This window comes from Halomonas sp. I1 (genome assembly GCF_032334135.1).
GTDB lineage: Bacteria > Pseudomonadota > Gammaproteobacteria > Pseudomonadales > Halomonadaceae > Halomonas.
In genome coordinates this window covers 1-17,487 of the sequence record NZ_JAVXUS010000007.1, presented here as the reverse complement: position 1 = coordinate 17,487, position 17,487 = coordinate 1, and the positions used below count along the sequence as shown (strand labels likewise).

17 protein-coding genes are annotated in these 17,487 nt (G+C 57.1%); all 17 read right to left on the bottom strand.

Annotated elements, in window-relative coordinates:
- Positions 1-55 precede the first annotated feature (55 nt).
- Positions 56-1,297, bottom strand: coding sequence for a DUF945 family protein (locus tag RSO41_RS09615; RefSeq protein ID WP_315618880.1), 1,242 nt, complete (start codon positions 1,295-1,297; stop codon positions 56-58).
- Positions 1,298-1,381: 84 nt separating this feature from the next.
- A complete protein-coding gene (locus tag RSO41_RS09610) occupies positions 1,382-1,855 on the bottom strand; it encodes a phosphatidylglycerophosphatase A (protein ID WP_275286423.1) in 474 nt (157 codons plus the stop codon).
- Positions 1,852-2,805, bottom strand: a complete 954-nt coding sequence (gene thiL, locus RSO41_RS09605; protein WP_315618879.1) for a thiamine-phosphate kinase — start codon at positions 2,803-2,805, stop codon at positions 1,852-1,854. Before thiL ends, RSO41_RS09610 begins: the two co-directional genes overlap by 4 nt.
- 14 nt (positions 2,806-2,819) lie before the next feature.
- Complete coding sequence (nusB, locus tag RSO41_RS09600; RefSeq protein ID WP_315618878.1) at positions 2,820-3,320, bottom strand: transcription antitermination factor NusB; 501 nt, start codon at positions 3,318-3,320, stop codon at positions 2,820-2,822.
- Complete coding sequence (ribE, locus tag RSO41_RS09595) at positions 3,317-3,814, bottom strand: 6,7-dimethyl-8-ribityllumazine synthase (protein WP_315618877.1); 498 nt, start codon at positions 3,812-3,814, stop codon at positions 3,317-3,319. The genes nusB and ribE overlap by 4 nt, the downstream gene beginning before the upstream one ends.
- Before the next feature lie 72 nt (positions 3,815-3,886).
- Positions 3,887-5,053: a bifunctional 3,4-dihydroxy-2-butanone-4-phosphate synthase/GTP cyclohydrolase II gene (ribBA, locus tag RSO41_RS09590; protein WP_315618876.1), complete on the bottom strand. Its 1,167-nt coding sequence runs from the start codon at positions 5,051-5,053 to the stop codon at positions 3,887-3,889.
- 159 nt (positions 5,054-5,212) lie between these two features.
- Positions 5,213-6,340: a bifunctional diaminohydroxyphosphoribosylaminopyrimidine deaminase/5-amino-6-(5-phosphoribosylamino)uracil reductase RibD gene (gene ribD / locus RSO41_RS09585; RefSeq protein WP_315618875.1), complete on the bottom strand. Its 1,128-nt coding sequence runs from the start codon at positions 6,338-6,340 to the stop codon at positions 5,213-5,215.
- The gene (gene nrdR, locus RSO41_RS09580; RefSeq protein ID WP_315618874.1) at positions 6,337-6,822 is read right to left on the bottom strand and encodes a transcriptional regulator NrdR; all 486 of its coding nucleotides are present in this window, start codon (positions 6,820-6,822) and stop codon (positions 6,337-6,339) included. The genes ribD and nrdR overlap by 4 nt, the downstream gene beginning before the upstream one ends.
- Positions 6,823-7,020: 198 nt before the next feature.
- Positions 7,021-7,281 (bottom strand): DUF6447 family protein, encoded by a 261-nt coding sequence (locus tag RSO41_RS09575; protein WP_315618873.1) that lies wholly within the window; start codon positions 7,279-7,281, stop codon positions 7,021-7,023.
- A 174-nt stretch (positions 7,282-7,455) separates the two neighbouring features.
- Positions 7,456-8,466 (bottom strand): UDP-glucose 4-epimerase GalE, encoded by a 1,011-nt coding sequence (gene galE / locus RSO41_RS09570; RefSeq protein ID WP_315618872.1) that lies wholly within the window; start codon positions 8,464-8,466, stop codon positions 7,456-7,458.
- A gap of 35 nt (positions 8,467-8,501) precedes the next feature.
- A complete protein-coding gene (locus RSO41_RS09565; protein WP_315618871.1) occupies positions 8,502-9,890 on the bottom strand; it encodes an undecaprenyl-phosphate glucose phosphotransferase in 1,389 nt (462 codons plus the stop codon).
- A 1-nt stretch (position 9,891) separates the two neighbouring features.
- Positions 9,892-10,884, bottom strand: a complete 993-nt coding sequence (locus tag RSO41_RS09560) for a glycosyltransferase (RefSeq protein WP_315618870.1) — start codon at positions 10,882-10,884, stop codon at positions 9,892-9,894.
- 24 nt (positions 10,885-10,908) lie between these two features.
- Positions 10,909-12,051 (bottom strand): UDP-galactopyranose mutase, encoded by a 1,143-nt coding sequence (gene glf / locus RSO41_RS09555; protein WP_315618869.1) that lies wholly within the window; start codon positions 12,049-12,051, stop codon positions 10,909-10,911.
- Entirely contained in the window at positions 12,048-12,953 is a 906-nt protein-coding gene (locus RSO41_RS09550) for a glycosyltransferase family 2 protein (RefSeq protein ID WP_315618868.1), read from the bottom strand. Before RSO41_RS09550 ends, glf begins: the two co-directional genes overlap by 4 nt.
- 7 nt (positions 12,954-12,960) lie before the next feature.
- Complete coding sequence (locus tag RSO41_RS09545; protein ID WP_315618867.1) at positions 12,961-14,499, bottom strand: beta-1,6-N-acetylglucosaminyltransferase; 1,539 nt, start codon at positions 14,497-14,499, stop codon at positions 12,961-12,963.
- 4 nt (positions 14,500-14,503) lie between these two features.
- Positions 14,504-15,520: a glycosyltransferase family 2 protein gene (locus RSO41_RS09540; protein WP_315618866.1), complete on the bottom strand. Its 1,017-nt coding sequence runs from the start codon at positions 15,518-15,520 to the stop codon at positions 14,504-14,506.
- Positions 15,521-15,582: 62 nt separating this feature from the next.
- Positions 15,583-16,371, bottom strand: coding sequence for a hypothetical protein (locus tag RSO41_RS09535; protein ID WP_315618865.1), 789 nt, complete (start codon positions 16,369-16,371; stop codon positions 15,583-15,585).
- Positions 16,372-17,487: the final 1,116 nt, after the last annotated feature.

The following is a 17,487-nucleotide window of genomic DNA, read 5'->3' as shown; positions in this document are numbered from 1 at the left end:
GGACTTTCGATCCCGTGATGATCACGGAATGCGGGCGACGAGCAAGAACTTCAAGTCATGGCAAGCGGCTGGACAGTGGCGGCAAGGGTCGACCATTGATGCGGACCTCGCCACTCACCACATCGACCTGTAGATCTTCGGTGCCCAACGGAAGCCCCAGCCACAGCGCCACCACCGCCGGCAGATCGCGCCACAGGAAGTCACCATCGAGGCGCTCGCGCCAGTCATGCCGCTCTTCCCGTGTCAGCAGCGCCTCCGGCTCGAGCGCTTCCAGATCGCGAGCATCGAAGATCAGTGCGCCATCCCCCTCCAGGGACAAGCCGAGCATCGGGCTGTCCAGATCGACCTCGAGCAGGTCCAGCCGGGGCGAATCGCGCATCAGGGCGCGGATATCGGCGGCCAGGTGGGCCAACAGGTCTCGACTCGTCACTTCACTACCGCCTCGGGCGGCCTCCCCCTTGAGATGCGTCAGCAACGACCGGAGGGCATCGGCATTGATCCGCGACAATTCACCCACGACCTTGCCGGTCATCAGCACCTGGTCGGCAGACATCACCTCGCCCAGAATCAGTTCGCCACGGATGCGCAGCTCCTGCTCGTCGAGCTCGGCCTTGCTGTGCAACATGAGTTCATCGGCATCCAGTTCGAGCGTCGGTGACCGCCAATGAACCCCCGAAATCTTGAGCAGGTCTCGCTGCGTGAAATGATAGGCGCCATCGATGTAGGCATAGCGACTCTCGAGCGTCACCGGTCCAGCCTCGAGGGTGGTATCGCCATCGTCGAGGCGGGCTGAGTCCAGGTGGGCACGCACCTTCCAGTCACCGAACTCCCCCTGTACCGACACCCGGGCACCATGCAGGGACAGGGTTCGGTTTTCCTGCCTCAGGACCAGAGGTGACAGCTCGAGGGCACCGTCGAAGGTACCGGATAGAGGATGATAACGGGCTTCCCAGGCCGGCGGTTTCCTGGCGACCTCGACCCGCGCCTGGCCGGTGCGCTCCCTATGCGGTTGCAGGTGGCCATCCATGCGCGTGCTCAGCAGACCATGGCGAGCCCGGTAGGTGATATCCAGATGCCAGCCATCGCCGAACAACGGCGCAATGTGGATGACCCCCGTGGACGTGAGCCAACCCTGGTCGGCCTCGCTGCGCCAGATTGACAGCTCCCCTCGTGCCTGAAGATCCTGAATGGCGCGGGCCAGTTCGCGTTCGAACATCAGGCTGGCGATCGTCTGAGCTACGGCCCAGGCAACGGCCACAGCCACGATCACCGGCACGATCAACCGTTCCTTGCGCATTCCCCGCTCCTTGTCCCCTTCTCGCGACGTCCTGTCACGGCGACACCGTCCGAGCCTTCCCGCAAGGCTCGGGTACTATGCGACTTAATGCAACCAGAACCACAAGTGCATAGTACTCCAGCCATAGATGCTGGCCAGCACATCATCGATCATGATGCCGAAGCCACCGGCGACACGCCGGTCGGCCCAACGAATCGGCCATGGCTTGAAGACATCGAAGACCCGGAAGACGACGAAGCCCCACAAGGCCGCTTCCCAGGAGAAAGGCACCGCGGTCATGGTCAGCCAGTAACCGACGAACTCGTCCCAGACGATACCGGAGTGATCGTGAACGCCCAGATCACGGGAGGTCTTGTCACATAGCCAGATGCCCCAGAAGAAGGTCACCGCCACCACGACCAGGTACCAGCCCAGCGGCAGCTCGGACATCAGCCAGTAACAGGGAATCGCCGCCAGGGTGCCGAAGGTCCCCGGGGCAAAAGGCACGGCACCGCTGCCGAAACCGAAGGCGAGGAAATGAGCCGGACGACGCCAGACGCTCTGTGGGGCGCGATTCATGGCGTCTCTCCCGGAAAATGCTGCCACCCCGGTGGCGACGACGCCTCGACACCGCTCAAGCCGGGCTCAGAGGTGAGATGTCCGATCACCGTCAACGGCAGCTCCAGCGCTGCCAGCCGATGTCGCGCCTCTTCGAGGCATTCCGGTGGCAGGCTCACCAACAGCTCATAGTCGTCGCCACCACGTAATGCCGCCTGTCGAGCCCCCTGCTCGCCCAGCGCCTTGACGAGTCCCTCGGCCAAGGGCAGTGCGTCGGGCGTCAGCACCGCGCCGCCCCCGGACGCCTGGCGCAGGTGGCCGAGGTCCGCCAGCAGTCCATCGGAGATATCGATGGCCGAGCTGGCCAAACCGCGTAGCGCCACGCCCGCCGCCAGCCTCGGCTGAGGCAGCAGATAACGACGAAGCAGCGGAGAAGCGAGATCGCGATCGCCTTCCCACCAGCGGGAAAGGCCGCCAGCCCCGCCGCCCAGACAACCGGTGACCGCCAGATAGTCGCCCGGTCTTGCCCCGGCACGCGTCAGCGCCGCCGCCGGCGGGACCTCGCCCATCACGGTGACACCGACGGCTAGCTCACCGCGGCTCACGTCGCCGCCCGTCAGGACGACCCCGGTGGTACGGCAGAGGGCATGAAAACCGCTCGCAAAAGCCGCTACCCAATCGCCATCGGCTTCCGGCAGCGTCAGCGACATGACGCACCAGCGTGCTCGAGCCCCCATCGCCGCCAGGTCACTGAGGCTCACCGCCAATGCCCGGTGTCCGATGGCATCCGGAGGCGCGGAGGCGGGGAAATGCACGTCGGCCACGGATGTATCGACACTGACCACCAGCCGCTCGCCCGGCGTGGGGTCGAGCAGGGCACAATCATCGCCGACGCCCAGCGCCACGCCTGTCTCCGTGCCGGTCGGCGCGGGCGCAAGATAACGGGTGATCAGTTCGAATTCGCTATGCATCCGGTCAACCGCCTTCAGCGACGACGCGCCTTGACCTCGGAGGCACGCAGCCGGGCGGCAAGCTTGTCGAGAATGCCATTGACATACTTGTGCCCCTCGGTGGCGCCGAACGACTTGGCCAGCTCGACACCTTCGTTGATGACCGCGCGGTAAGGCACCTCGAGACGGTAGGCCAGTTCAAAGGTTCCGAGGCGAAGAATGGCCAGCTCGATGGCATCCAGATCCTCGAGACGGCGGTCGAGAACGGGCGCGAGCTGCTCATCGATCTCCTCGTGATGGCCCGCCACACCGGTCAGGAGCTCATGGAACAGCGCCAGGTCGGCGATTTCCATGACCTTGTGCCAGTTCTCGTGGTCTTCCAGGTCCTCATCGGCGACCTGGCCACGGAACTCGGCCTCCACGGCAGCCATCGACTTGCCGGTCATCCGCCATTGGTACAACCCCTGCACAGCAAGCTCACGAGCGGCACGACGTGACTGCTGGGCCCTGGAAGGCTCGCGTTCTCGCCCGCTCATTGCTCACCCCCTTCGGATGACGTATCGAAGCAGCGCATCAACGAGACCATCTCCATCGCCGCCATGGCGGCTTCGGTGCCCTTGTTGCCCGCCTTGGTACCGGCTCGCTCGATGGCCTGCTCGATCGAGTTGACGGTCAGCACGCCATTCGCGACCGGCGTCTCGAACTCGAGCTGCAGGCGACTCAAGGCCGAGTTGCACTCACCGGCCACATGCTCGAAGTGCGGCGTGCCACCGCGGATCACCGCGCCCAGGGCGATGACCGCATCGGGACGAGCCACTCGCAGCGCCCGCTGGATCGCCAACGGCAACTCCCAGGCACCCGGCGTGTGCACGATATCGATATGCTCCTCATCCACGCCATGACGCACCAGGCTATCCACCGCCCCTTCCACCAGGCTATCGACCACATGATGGTTGAAACGACCGACCACGATCACATAGCGGCCATCGACATCGACGAAGCTTCCTTCGACTTGAGAAATCGGTTGCATGGTTCTTTCCTGATGAATCCGATCATGCGCGCCCCTCGAGGGGCGCGCTTGCGTATATCCGACGCGGGACGTTCAGATGTCGCCCTCGCCATCGCGGGTCGACGTCTCGCCGGGCTCCACCCGCTCGACCACTTCCAGGTCGAAGCCGGACAGCGCCGAAAAGCGCCAGGGGGAGCTCAGCAGGCGCATCCGCCCCACACCGAGATCGCGAAGAATCTGCGAGCCGGTCCCGATGGTCAGGTAATTCCCGGCGCCATCCGAATCGGTGGAGCGTGGCGCCCGGCGACGTTCGAGAAAGAGGTCGAGCAGCTCGTTCAGGTCCTGCCGAGGACGACCATCATCGAGCAGCACGAAGACACCATGCTCGGCATGGGCAATTTCAGCCACCGCCTCGTGTGCGGTCCAGCTATCGTGCTCGCCCTTCTGCAACGACAGCAGATCCCGCATGACGTTGGCCAGGTGAACGCGCACCGTGGTGATCGCCTCCGGGCTCGGCTGACCCTTGACCAGGGCCAGGTGATGCGCCCCCTGGATGCGATCCCGGAAGACGTGCAGCGTCAGTTCACCATGCGGTGTCTGGACGGGCATGGACTCCACGGGCTCGACGGTCTGCTCATTGTGGATACGGTAATGAATCAGCTCGGCGATGGTGCCCATCTTCAGGCCATGCTCCCGGGCGAAGTCTTCCAGCTCGGGGCGCCTGGCCATGCTGCCGTCCTCGTTCATCACCTCGCAGATGACACCACTGGGGTCCAGCCCCGCCAGGGCGGACAGGTCGCAGGCCGCCTCGGTGTGGCCGGCACGCCGCAGCACACCGCCCGGCTCCGCCATCAAGGGAAAGATGTGGCCGGGCTGGACGAGATCCTCTGGCTTGGCGTCACGCGCCGCCGCCGCCTGCACCGTACGCGCCCGATCAGCGGCCGAAATACCGGTGGTCACACCCTCGGCCGCCTCGATGGACAACGTGAACTTGGTACCGAACCCGGAGCCGTTGCCGCTGACCATCAAGGGCAGTTGCAGACGCTCGCAACGCGCGCGCGTCATCGGCAGGCAGATCAACCCCCGAGCATGGCGCGCCATGAAGTTGATGTGCTCGGCCTCGACCTTCTCCGCGGCCATGATGATGTCGCCTTCATTCTCGCGATCCTCATCATCCATCAGGATCACCATCCGCCCTTGGCGGATATCCTCGATCAGCTCTGGAATGGGGGAAAGTCCCCCGGAAGAGGAGTGCACCATGGAGTCTCCGTAATTGAGCGTGGCGACTGTCGCATCAGAAAGACGCGGGGGTCGCCATCGGGCGTCGCCCGATTCGAAACCGCGTCAGGGTACCGTGGCAGGAACGCCGGCGCCAGTAAATCGGCTCGTGGATGCGGACGCGGCGCTAGGACACTAGCATCACCGGGGAACGGCGATGATCCGCCAGTCGTTACCGACGGCACGGATATCACGGATATCGAGTGGCCGCTGCTCGTCCATCCGCGTCAGGCCCGGCAACTCGAACAGCGGACGGGCCTCGCCGCCAAGCAGGGTCGGCGCCACGAACAACTGCATCTCATCGATCAGGCCGGCGTCCAGCATCGCGCCGGCCAGGGTGGCACCGGTTTCCAGCAGCACCTCGTTGGCCACCTCATGCTCGGCGAGATATGTCAGCAAGGACGCCAGATCGACGTGCCCTTCCGCCCCGGCCGGCAACACCACGACCTCGGCGCCGGCCTCCTCGAGCCGCTCGCGATGCTCATCGTCATGGTCGTCCACTGTCGCCACCAGGGTACGTCCCGGCTCGCGCAAGCAGGCTGCCGCCTGCGGCAAGCGCAGCCGGGAGTCTACCACCACACGCAGCGGCTGACGCTCGGCGATCGCCTCGGCATTATCCAGTTCGAGCTGCTCGGCCCGCACGGTCAGGCGCGAGTTGTCGAAAATGACCGACTCGACACCGGTCATCACCGCGCTGGAGCGCGCCCTCAGGCGCTGCACTTCACGTCGGGCATACGGGCCGGTGATCCACTGAGACTCGCCGGAACGCATCGCGGTGCGGCCATCGAGGCTCATGGCCATCTTTAGCCGAACGAAGGGACGCCCACGGGCCATGCGTGCAATGAACCCGGGGTTGAGCTCGCGCGCTTCGTTCTCCAGCACGCCTTCCACGACCTCGACACCCGCACGGCGCAGGTGCTCGATGCCACGTCCCGCCACCAGGGGGTTGGGGTCACGCATGGCCACGACGACCCTGACCACGCCGGCCTCGGCCAGCGCCACCGCACAAGGACCGGTACGCCCCTGGTGGGAGCAGGGTTCGAGGGAGACATAGGCCGTGGCGCCCCTTGCCGCTTCACCGGCCTGGCGCAAGGCATGGATCTCAGCATGAGGCTCACCCGCACGCTCATGCCACCCCTCCCCCACGAGTCGCCCCTCCTTGACCAGGACGCAACCGACCCGGGGATTGGGATGCGTGGTATAGAGCCCATGGCGTGCCAGTTGAATCGCACGTGCCATCCAGGCTTCAGGTGGCGCAGGCGACGTCATGACTCCCCCGATCCGTCGGGGCGGAAGCTGGGCTCCTGGGCCAGTCGATCGATTTCGGCACGAAACTCATCGATATCCTGAAAACTGCGATATACCGAAGCGAAACGAATATAGGCCACCTGATCGAGGCGCTTCAGGGCATGCATGACTTCCTCGCCGACATCCCGGCCATGCACCTCACGCTCACCGCGCGCCCTGAGGGTCTGGCGAATGCGTTCGACGGCAGCCTCGATGGACTCGGCACTGACCGGTCGCTTTTCCAGGGCACGAAGCATGCCGGCACGCAGCTTTCTTTCATCGAAGAGTTCCCGAGAACCATCCGACTTGATCACCCGCGGCATGATCAGCTCGGCGGTTTCATACGTGGTAAAACGCTCGCTGCACCCCGCGCACTGACGCCGGCGACGTACCTGATCACCATCCGCGACCAGACGTGAGTCGGTCACCCGTGTGTCATTGGCGCCACAAAAGGGGCAGTGCATAGCGATCACCCGACATCGATGGAGGAAGTGACGTGTCGCCATATTGTAACGGTTTGAAGCCGTAGCGCCCAGTTAAGCCGCCACTCGGCGCCCGACGTCACGCGACAGCTCAAGGCTTTCCTGACGACGTATCCCGCCCCAGCGAAAACGGGGATGCCTGATGGCATCCCCGTTTTCGGCCGGTACTGTCGAGCCGGCTCAGCTGGTTGCTGCTTCCAGCTTGTCGAGTTCGGCCTTCAATTCATTGGAATACGCCGTGCGTGCCGTCTGGGCAATCGCAAGGCGCTGCTGCAGCTGCTGAATTTCCTGATCGGTAACACGCAGGTTGACGACCTGTTGACGTGCCGATTCACTGAGCTGATCCAGCGGGTACTCCTTGCCATCGATCGTGACCGTCTGTGCCTGAGCTTGTGCTTGTGCTTGCTCCTGAACGGCTTCCGTCTGTTTCTTTTGCGCCATCATTGGCCTCCTTGTTCAACAATGCATTGGGCACCTTGTCGTATGCCCGGAAGTGAGCATAACACGTCAAACGCAGGATAAATCTCGACCTGCATCAAGAATCATGACCTACCAACCGCCGGGTCCCTGGCTGGCCGCAAGGAGCTTCACGTGTCACCAACGCTGAGGTACCGGTCAATCACGGTACCCATCAGCATTCAGCGACTGCCAGCGCCAAGTATCCGCCATCATCTCATCCAGCCCCCTTTCAGCCGTCCACCCGAGTTCATCTCTTGCCTTGGAAGCATCGGCCCAGAAAGCAGCCAGATCGCCGGCCCGGCGCTCGCCAAAGCGATACGCGATATCCACCCCGGTAACCCGAGTAAAACTGTTGACCATTTCCATGACCGAAACCCCCTTGCCGGTTCCCAGGTTATAGGCCGAAACCCCCGAACGATTCACCTGGAGCGCCTTGAGGTGTCCCACGGCCAGATCCACTACATGGAGATAGTCCCGCTCACAGGTACCATCAGCCGTCGGATAATCATTACCGAAAATCGTCAGCTCCTTGCGCCGGCCAACGGCCACCTGAGCGATAAAGGGCATCAGGTTATTGGGTATACCCAGGGGGTCCTCACCGATCATCCCGGATGGATGGGCACCGATGGGGTTGAAATAGCGCAGCAATATCACCGACCACCGAGAATCTGCACTGGCCAGATCTTCCAGCACACGCTCCACCATCCCCTTGGAGGTTCCATAAGGGTTGGATGTCGTACCACGAGGCATATGTTCCAGATAGGGAACCGGAGCCTCGATACCGTAAACGGTCGCCGAGGAACTGAAGACGATGCGATAGACGCCTGCCGCTGCCATGGCCTGACAAAGCACCAGGGTACCATTCACGTTGTTTTCATAGTATTCCAGCGGTTTCTCGACACTTTCACCGACAGCCTTGAGGCCGGCAAAGTGAATCACGGCGTCAATATCATGCTCGACGAATACGGCATCCAGGGCCTCACGGTCACGGATATCACACTCGGTGAAAGCGATAGGCCTGCCGGCGATGTGCTCGACTCTGGACAGAGCCTCCCTGGAGCCATTGCAGAGATTATCGACTACCACGACATCATGGCCTGCCGCGAGCAGCTCGACAACGGTATGTGAACCGATGTAGCCCGCGCCCCCCGTCACCAGAATCTGCATAAGTTGTTCACCTTGAATCGATCATTCTTGCCGCTTTATCGAGCATCGTACTGAAAGATGCCGCGCCATACCGTGAGAAAGAGAATCTTGAGATCCAGCCATATCGACCAGTTATCGATGTACCAGAGATCATGCTCGATACGCTCATGCAGGTCGGTGTCGCCTCTCCAGCCATGTACCTGGGCCCAGCCGGTAATTCCCGCCTGCACCATGTGCTTCTGCATATAACCGGGAATTTCGTGCTTGAACCGCTCGACGAAAACGGTACGTTCAGGACGAGGACCGACCAGCGACATCTCACCCTTGAGCACATTGATCAACTGCGGCAGTTCATCGAGACTGACGCGCCGCAGAAAGCGTCCCACCATAGTGGCCTGCTTGTTCTGCGCATTTCCCCAGCACACGCCATCGCGCTCGTTATCCACCGCCATGCTGCGAAACTTGAGCATCTGAAAGCGCTGGCCATTCCAGCTCATGCGCTCCTGGCGATACAACACCGGGCCTCGCGACGTCAGCCTGACGGAAAGCGCGATGACCAACATCAGCGGTGAGAGCAGGACCAGCGCCATCCCGGCCAGAAGCTTGTCTTCCATAGCCTTGAGGAAACGTGCCCTGCCGCTCATGGGGCTACAGCTCATATCGAACGCATATAGCCCCGCCACCGTGGAAATATCATGGTTCAGAAGGCGAATGCCCCGCATGTCCGGCATATAACGAATATTGCCGATACAGTGATCCAGGTCATTGAGAAGCCGCTCGACCAGGTTCCCGCGTGATAGTGGTAGACACACCCAGATCTCGTCGCTGACCAGGCCGGCATCTCGCTCACTGTCGAATGCACAGCAGTCGTCGACGTTGAAATGTTGGCAGCCGCTGGCATCCATCAGGCGTACTGCCCGGATGTCGAACCCTGCCGACGGCTGGGCGGAAATCTGTCGATGAGCCCTCAGACAGGATTCCAGGTCACCGATCAGGATAACGTTCTTGCGGTTGCGCCCATGGCTTCTCAGCCGGTTCAACAGTGGATAGGCGACGGTGCGTATGCCGACACACATGATGAAGGCACTGAGAAGCCACATCCCGAGCCACAGGCGTGAGAACTCAGCCCCCGTCTTGGTGAAGTAGAGGTACGTGAAGATGGTGCCGCCCAGGATGATGAAGGCATGCACGATCCTCACTACCAGCTCGACACGCACCGCGCCGCGCCAGGAACGATAGAGGCCACAGGAGCCGAAGATCACCATTCCCAGCAGCATGCCGGACAGCATCATCCACTGATAACGCTCGACCATGCTTGCGAGAGAACCGAAACGCAGCCAGTAAGCCAGGAAGCCACCGATCAGCAACGAACATGCATCAGCGAAACGGGCTGCTATATGAGAGTAAGCTTCGAAGCCCGAAAGCGTCTTGGCGGTTCTTGGCATATCAGGGATACCGCCTTGTCAGCTCATCATGCGAACAGCCCGGATGCCTGCGTAGGCCATCGCGAAATGCCTCGCCGCATAGCCGTAGATACCGACGCTTCTGCGGATAATGGCGCGCGGCCAGCAACCAGCTTAGCATTTTTACTGGCACAACTAGCGGAAACCAAGGGCCGGCAGCGACACGATACATTACCAGGCCATTGCGATAGGTATAGTAAGCTTTCCAGAGTGGTGAATAACGCACCACCTCCCCCTGGAATGTCGAACAATCATGTATAAAACGTACGCCTGGCAGAAAGACATGGCGGCCCCCAGCCTTGCGCAGGGCCAATGTATAGATAATGTCGTCACCATAGATGAATAGCTCACCTCTCGGCAGCCCGATTCGCTGCACCACTTCGGCACGAATGAAGCACCCCACGAAGGAGGAAGAATCAATCTCCAGAGGATTTTCGTCGGCATAGTGATGATCTGCCAGGTGAAAGCCTTCGCGGGAGCGACCAGTCAGCGTGCCCAGCAGCGTTCGCCATAGCAGTCGCCCATGCCAGAACGGATTCCAGCTCGGCCGATTCATTTCGCAGATACCGCCATCCGGATAGTAGACCGCGGCCGCGGCCCCATCGACACCGTCCAGGTCCTGCTCCACGAAAGCACGCAGTGCACCGGATGCCGGGCGTGCATCGTCATCGAAGCACACCAGCCAATCGGCCTGAAAGGTGTCGAGAGCGACCCGGAAGCCAAGCTCGAACCCCCCGGCTCCCCCCAGGTTACGCTCCGGCGTCACCACCTCGAGGCGCGGATCATCCAGGCTGGCCAACCACTCCCGACTGCCATCGGTCGAGCCATTGTCCACCACCACCAGCCCGGCAACGGGTTCATCGAGAACTGCCGCGATCCCCTGCCTGAGGTGTTCGCAACGATTGAAGGAAACGATCACCGCCACCAGCCGAATGGGGGCAGGTGGCGGCGTCAAGGTCGTCTGTTTGTCAGCCATTTCGTCTGCTAGTCACTGTATGGCCTATGCCTCGACGAAAAACGCCGGGATGGGCTCGTCATTCTTGAGACGTTCGAGGAAGCCACGAGCCGTATCCAGTGCCTCTCGGATGGTGACGTCCATATCGAGATAGCGGTAGGTGCCCAGGCGTCCCACGAACGTTACCTTGTCGAGCTGTCGAGCCTTTTCGACATACTTGGCCAGCAATGCCTTCTCGTCTACCAGGCGAATGGGGTAGTAGGGCACGTCGTCAGGTCCACAGGCTCGACTGTACTCACGATAACACACACTGCCCTCGTGCTCTTCCCAGGGAGAGAAATGCTTGTGCTCGGTGATGCGCGTATAAGGCACTGATTCTTCACCATAGTTCATCACCGCACAGCCCTGGTAATCGCCCTGGTAGGTGAAGCGCTCGAAGTCCAGGGTCCGGTACCCGAGTCGACCCAGTTCATTGTCGAAAAAGCCATCCAACGGCCCCGAATAGAAGACATGATCATACCCAGCGGCTTGACCACGCTCGAAGCGGGTATTCAGGTGCACATCGATATTCGGATGGTCGAGGATAGCCGCTACCAGCTTGGTATAGCCTTCTTCCGGCATGCCCTGGAAACGATGGAAGAAATAGTTGTCGCTGTAGTTGAAACGCACCGGCAACCGCTTGAGGATGCTGGCCGGCAGCTTGCTAGGATGACAGCCCCACTGCTTCTGGGTGTACCCCTTGAAGAAAGCTTCATAGAGGTCCCGGCCAACAAAGCGCAGCGCCTGTTCCTCGAAGGTCTGCGGATCCTCGATCGTGGTATCCGCCTGCTCCTCGATAAACTCACGCGCTTCGTCGGGCCGCATGGTCCTGTCGAAGAACTGATTGATCGTATGAAGATTGATCGGTAGCGAAAAGACTTGGCCCTTGGAGGTGGTCTTCACCCGGTTCACATAGGGCTTGAAGCTCATGAACCGATTGACGTACTCCCACACCTCCTGGTCATCGGTATGAAAGATATGCGGGCCATAGACATGGACCATCACCCCGGTCTCCGCATCACGCTCGGTATGACAGTTACCGGCAATATGCGAGCGGGCATCCACGATGGTGACCTCGTGGCCAGCCTCGGCAAGCTCGCGACCGATCACCGCGCCGGAGAAGCCAGCACCAACTAGACAGCACCTCATTTTCCACCCCATATCCTGGCCAACAGAGCACCAGGACGCCATTTCCTGAGTTTCGGGTACCAGTGGCTCAACTTCTCTCCCAAACGGTTGGAGTGTAGCCCCGGCTCCGCAGCAGCCAGCATATGCCCCAATGTCAACGAACCTTCATCCATTGCCTGTCGAATGTGACGATTGATGATCAGGGAACGATAGTGTTGATGACTCAGAGCCTTCGATATGGAATTATCGGAGCTGTCACCTCGTGACCCCATCCGCACATGATAATAGGCAGTCGTATTGGGCACGTAGGCGATATCGAAGTGACGAACAAAGCGAAGATTGAATTCCCAGTCTCCTACGACGGGCAGCGTTTCGTCATACCCTTCGAGCAATTCCAGCGCTTTTTTCGAATACACAAAGGCGATTGGCATAAAGGGGTTATTCTGAGCTACTCGAGGGATGGTGAACGAAGTCACCTCCGGCAAAAAGACAGACGTCTTTCGTGTAATAAGCTCATCCCCTTCCACGCCCTCCATCACCTTGATGGTACGAGCCACCACTCCCTGTACGCTACCGGCCTTCTGGCTTTCCAAGGCATTAACACACACTTCCAGGAAGTCCGGGGCCCAGCTGTCATCATCATCATGAATAACATAGTAGTCCGCTGAACAGTCACACAGCCCGACGTTGCTGGCCGCTTCCATTCCAACTGAGAAGGCATTATGCATGATAGATATCTGGGGGCGAATATCATCGCCAAGAGCAGCGACCACTTTGTCGACCTCCCCTGGGACTCCACCATCGTTGACCACGGTACAGTGCCAGTCAGGGTAAGTCTGGCTAGCCACGCTCTGGAGCGCACGGGCGAGGAACAGGGGACGATTCTTGGTCCTCATGACAACTTGCACACGGGGGCCTATCATTCAGGAGTTACCTCATCCGCGACATGACAATGTCGGTGACACGATCATGATCACTGGCATCGACAACATAGTAATCACAGTACCTATCCGCCATCAGCTCTTGCAGCCTTCGATTAAACTCATGTTCTCTTCGGTGAAATTGACTAAATTCGAAAAGCTGACGCAAATCATAACCCTTTTTTGCAAGTGGCGACTTGTCCACTAGTGCTATGACTGTGAGGCCGTGAGTCCAGCGCAAGGCATCGAGGTACTCAACAGCCTCTTCTCCCATGGTGAACAACATGCAATTGTCTTGCGCATGATATGCCGCCAGATCTCCCAGGAAAAAATGCCAACGATGGCGGGCAACGGCAGGATTATCGCGCCGGTAGCCCAACACCATGTCCTTACCATCCCCGAAGTCAATCTCATTTGACTCCAATATGTCGCCGTGGACGGCAGCACCCGGGAGGTTGGCACAAGATTTACGAACTTGCTGCTTGATAGTGCCATCCAGGGAGCAGATGACCACAAGCGGCATCGGAATCCTCTTGCAGAAGTCGGCAGGCTCACTGGGTGCCAACACCAGAGAGTGCCAGGCATTAGCCTGGGATTCCAAACTTAGTTCCAAAGAGTCAACAAACTGAAGCCTAAACTCATCATAGTTCGTGTCAACATAACCTCGATACTCTTCCTGACTCATTGCACCGATACTGGCCAGTGACTGCTTTAGCGACAAGGCCCGAGGCGATATCTTGCGTGCAAAAAACTGTGTTTCACCCAACAACTCAGGCAATGCATCATCATAATAGACACGTGGAACGCCCTTACTATTGAACTGGTAGCGTGTCAGTGGCGCCATACTAATCTCATGGCTTGAAACGAGATTGGCTACAAGAGTCTGGAAGAACAGTTCATCGGGGACCCAAGTCCGACGGTAGAAGCTAACCATCTCCTCATTTTCATCGATCAAACGCAGAACGGCATCGACTGTCTTGGTACGAAGGCACCACCATTGAGATCCCATATGGGCCGTATGCCCCAAGGGAAGTTGGCGCTTGACACCCAGGAGTTTCTGCAGCTTATTCGAAGCCCTGAAGCGAAATTCCTGAAAGCGCCAGTTGAAGATGTGATAATACTCCCAGCGCTCCTTCTGTATGCCATCCGTTACCCATCGGTTTGCCTCAGCATTGACGGCCTCGATATGGTCTTTGGCCGCCTCGACCAAGTGCTGACGTAGGCTATCGACCGGTTTGACCGGCATGCAGGAACCCGAAATCAGCATTAGGCAATCGCAGCCATATCTCTGACTCCGAGCCAAGTAGAGGCAGTTGAGTGTTGCCTGAATGATGGACCACTCCCCCCAGACAACGTCGACCCGATCGGCAAAGTGGAGCGTGCCCAGCAGGTCGTCGAGCCCCCAGTCCCGCGAAGCCGCCTCCAGATCATGGGGTGATCCGGCGTCGTAGTGGACGTAGATGTCGGAACCGGATGAAAGCAAGGATTTGATCAAGTGATAGAGCTGATCCGGAGGCTCATGCGCCAACAGTACGAATGATATCTTCATTGGCTTACCACTCTCCTCTGTTGATCAATCCAAGCTTGGCCAACGTCCGCCAATCTTCGTACCTTTCCGATACCGTAGGGTTGAACAATCCCTGGTGCTCCCTGATCACTCTGTCATATTGCTTGTACTCGGAGGAATCATTGAAATGCTGTTTGGCCTGCATCTCCACGTCGACTTTCTTGCGGAGCTGGCTGATAAACTTGAAATGCAGCAAGGCACCTGTCGACTTGCTGGGCGAGGAACACTCGTTCAGCCTTCGAGGTATTGCCATGTGCATTGACTCGACATAGGAAAAATGTGGCTTCCATTTCACGAGCGGCACCTTGTTCAATGCAGGTGCACTTTCCGGAGCCTCCCTAGAAAAGACCCGCCTTCTCACTCCGCCCTGAAGCCATATATTACGCAGCGGAGCCGAGAATTTTTTTACGTAACCTGCTCTATCGAAATAGCGGCACGTATCTAGTGGGTCGGCCCCCTCCTCGTAATGGCAGTCCTCAACTGGCTTGTCGCCGTACATATCCACCATGCAGGTAAAGAATGACTCTTCACGAACAGATGAAAGGTAATCGGTTAAATCACGCAAATCACGCCCATCCATTTCAGGATAGACAATAAACTCATCTGGATCACAAGTCATACACCAATGACCACTACCATACTTCCTCAGAAGATAGTTGGCCCAATGCATGCCGAAATTTGATGACTTATAGCTAGCATCAGTATAGAAAGTTGTCACATCTTCCTGACCAACGACAACCTCATCAAAATGATCCGAAGATGCGTTATTAACAAAAACAAAGTGACCAACGCCAAGACTTCTATAATAATCAATAAAATAAGGAAGCCGATGCGCCTCATCCTTCATCACAGAGAAAAGAAGAATATCCTTCTTTTTTATTTTATGCAGATTGTCTTGACATACACTCAACTCCCCAGCATGCCTAAAGGCCTTATAATGAAACTTTGCAAACCGACACACCATTAAAAACTTATCTTTCCAAAAAGAAAAACCCAGCAGCATCACCCCCTCCATCTTGAGAGATTACAAAAAGATTTACCTCAACATCTATAACCATTTAGAGCTCAAGAATCTGACAAAACCTTCAAAATTTGAGGTATATAATACTTATATGCCCTCTCATCAGAAACAAAGACTGGCTGCCTCCCAAGCTTGACTTCATCATAAAAAAGGCGATCTCTTGAGAAATATTCTCTAGCCACCTTTCTATTCGACTCATCATAACATGAAAGTATTCTCTTCACCTGAGAATCATCAAACACCAGCTTACTTCCATTATCCTCCTCTATCTCCATAGAACCCAGGGCTTCGATAACTCTCTGCCTTGCTTTACCTGAAAGACCATAGGTATCAACTCTTCTAAGAATATCCAGCTTGGCAGAAGAGAGAGATGAATTCTTGTCAGAATAATCGTTTAGCCACATCGGGTCTATAGATAGATGATTTAAAAAATCACCAACCGTATCCTTCACACCCGACTCATCAACAACATTAACATAAAGATTACCCAATCCAACACGCCTCTCTATGTCCTTAACAAGTTTATAATAATCAATCCACGAAAAATCTTTATCATGTCTTCTCAAAAACTCATCTGGCGTTGACGACGAAAACTTTTCATCCCAAGGCCATTTAACATGTTGATTATACCAAGACTCAAGCCATAAATCCTGTCTCTTTAAGTAGACAACAGCGCTAACGTCATACCTCTCTCTGAGCCTAGAAAAGAACGAAGCATCCTGAACAAGGCAAAAATCCTCGGCAGATAGAATAATAGTATGCGTAAGGGGGTTTACTTGGAATTCAATATCCCTAATAACTTCTTCCGATGTTATTTTTCCGCCATTTAACATCCATGGCATCCTAACATGGCTATTAAACCCTCTAAACCTAGGATACAAAAAACCATGGCTCTTCAGTATATTATAGCTATTACTCAAGCACTCCTGTATTGATGTGCTACCGGTTCGATGTATACCAAAATGAATTATTAGTTTCATACCAACTCTCTTAGCCGAGAACGGACTAAACACTCTATCAGCCCATTACCTCTATTCATAACAATCACAATTAACGCAAAAAATCTTCATATCTACCATCATAACTAAAAAACCAACCTAGCAAAAAATTCTCGAACCCTCTCAAGGCAAAACACTTTTAAAAAAACCGGAAGCTAACAGACCCCTATCCATTAAAACTTTTAATATTAACTTACCCCCCCCCCCCCAACAGAAAGGCACCAACGTTCCACTACACACTTAAGCCCACCTACTTACAAAACCAGCTAAAAGCTTTCTTAAGATCTTTTAGCTGGCCTTGTTGCCCCAATGCCCCAATGCCCCAACACTCCCTTTACAAAGCTATTCCTGAGAAACCCAGCTACCATCTTCCCTCAACTTCTCTCATCCTTAGATACAATAAGGAAACAGCCCCACCTGCACCATGGGATAGCCTAACTTTAGATAATAACTTCCTCCCGCCTTCCAGAACAACTTACCTTAAAGATCAGGCCTTTATGTGCGGCAAAAGGGGGGACATAGAGACCACTAGACATAAATAAAAGAAAAATATTTTATTATCATACTAAACAGGAACCCTGAATTCAAGAAAAAAGCGCAGCTCCGTGGTCTTCAGAGCCCTGAGATTTCCAAAGAAACACCTGCACGGCCGTTACCGTCTTAGCCACAGCTATGCGGTCGACACATTCCTACTCATTGTCTAGAGTGATGATCTGAACAGGCCCTTGAGGCAGTTTGGTAAGCAAATTATGGCCGCTTGGATCAGCCCTTATCAGGAGCTTGGACAGTCAGGCCACCAAGCACGCCCCACTAAAATGTTAAAGCAACGTAACAAACAGGCCAGTGTTGGGCACCCTATAGCCCAGTGGCCAATTGAAGTGACCCCCTCCATAGCTGCACAGGGTATAGTGCAGTCATCAGGAGGACAGAATGAGCGACGACAACCCCATC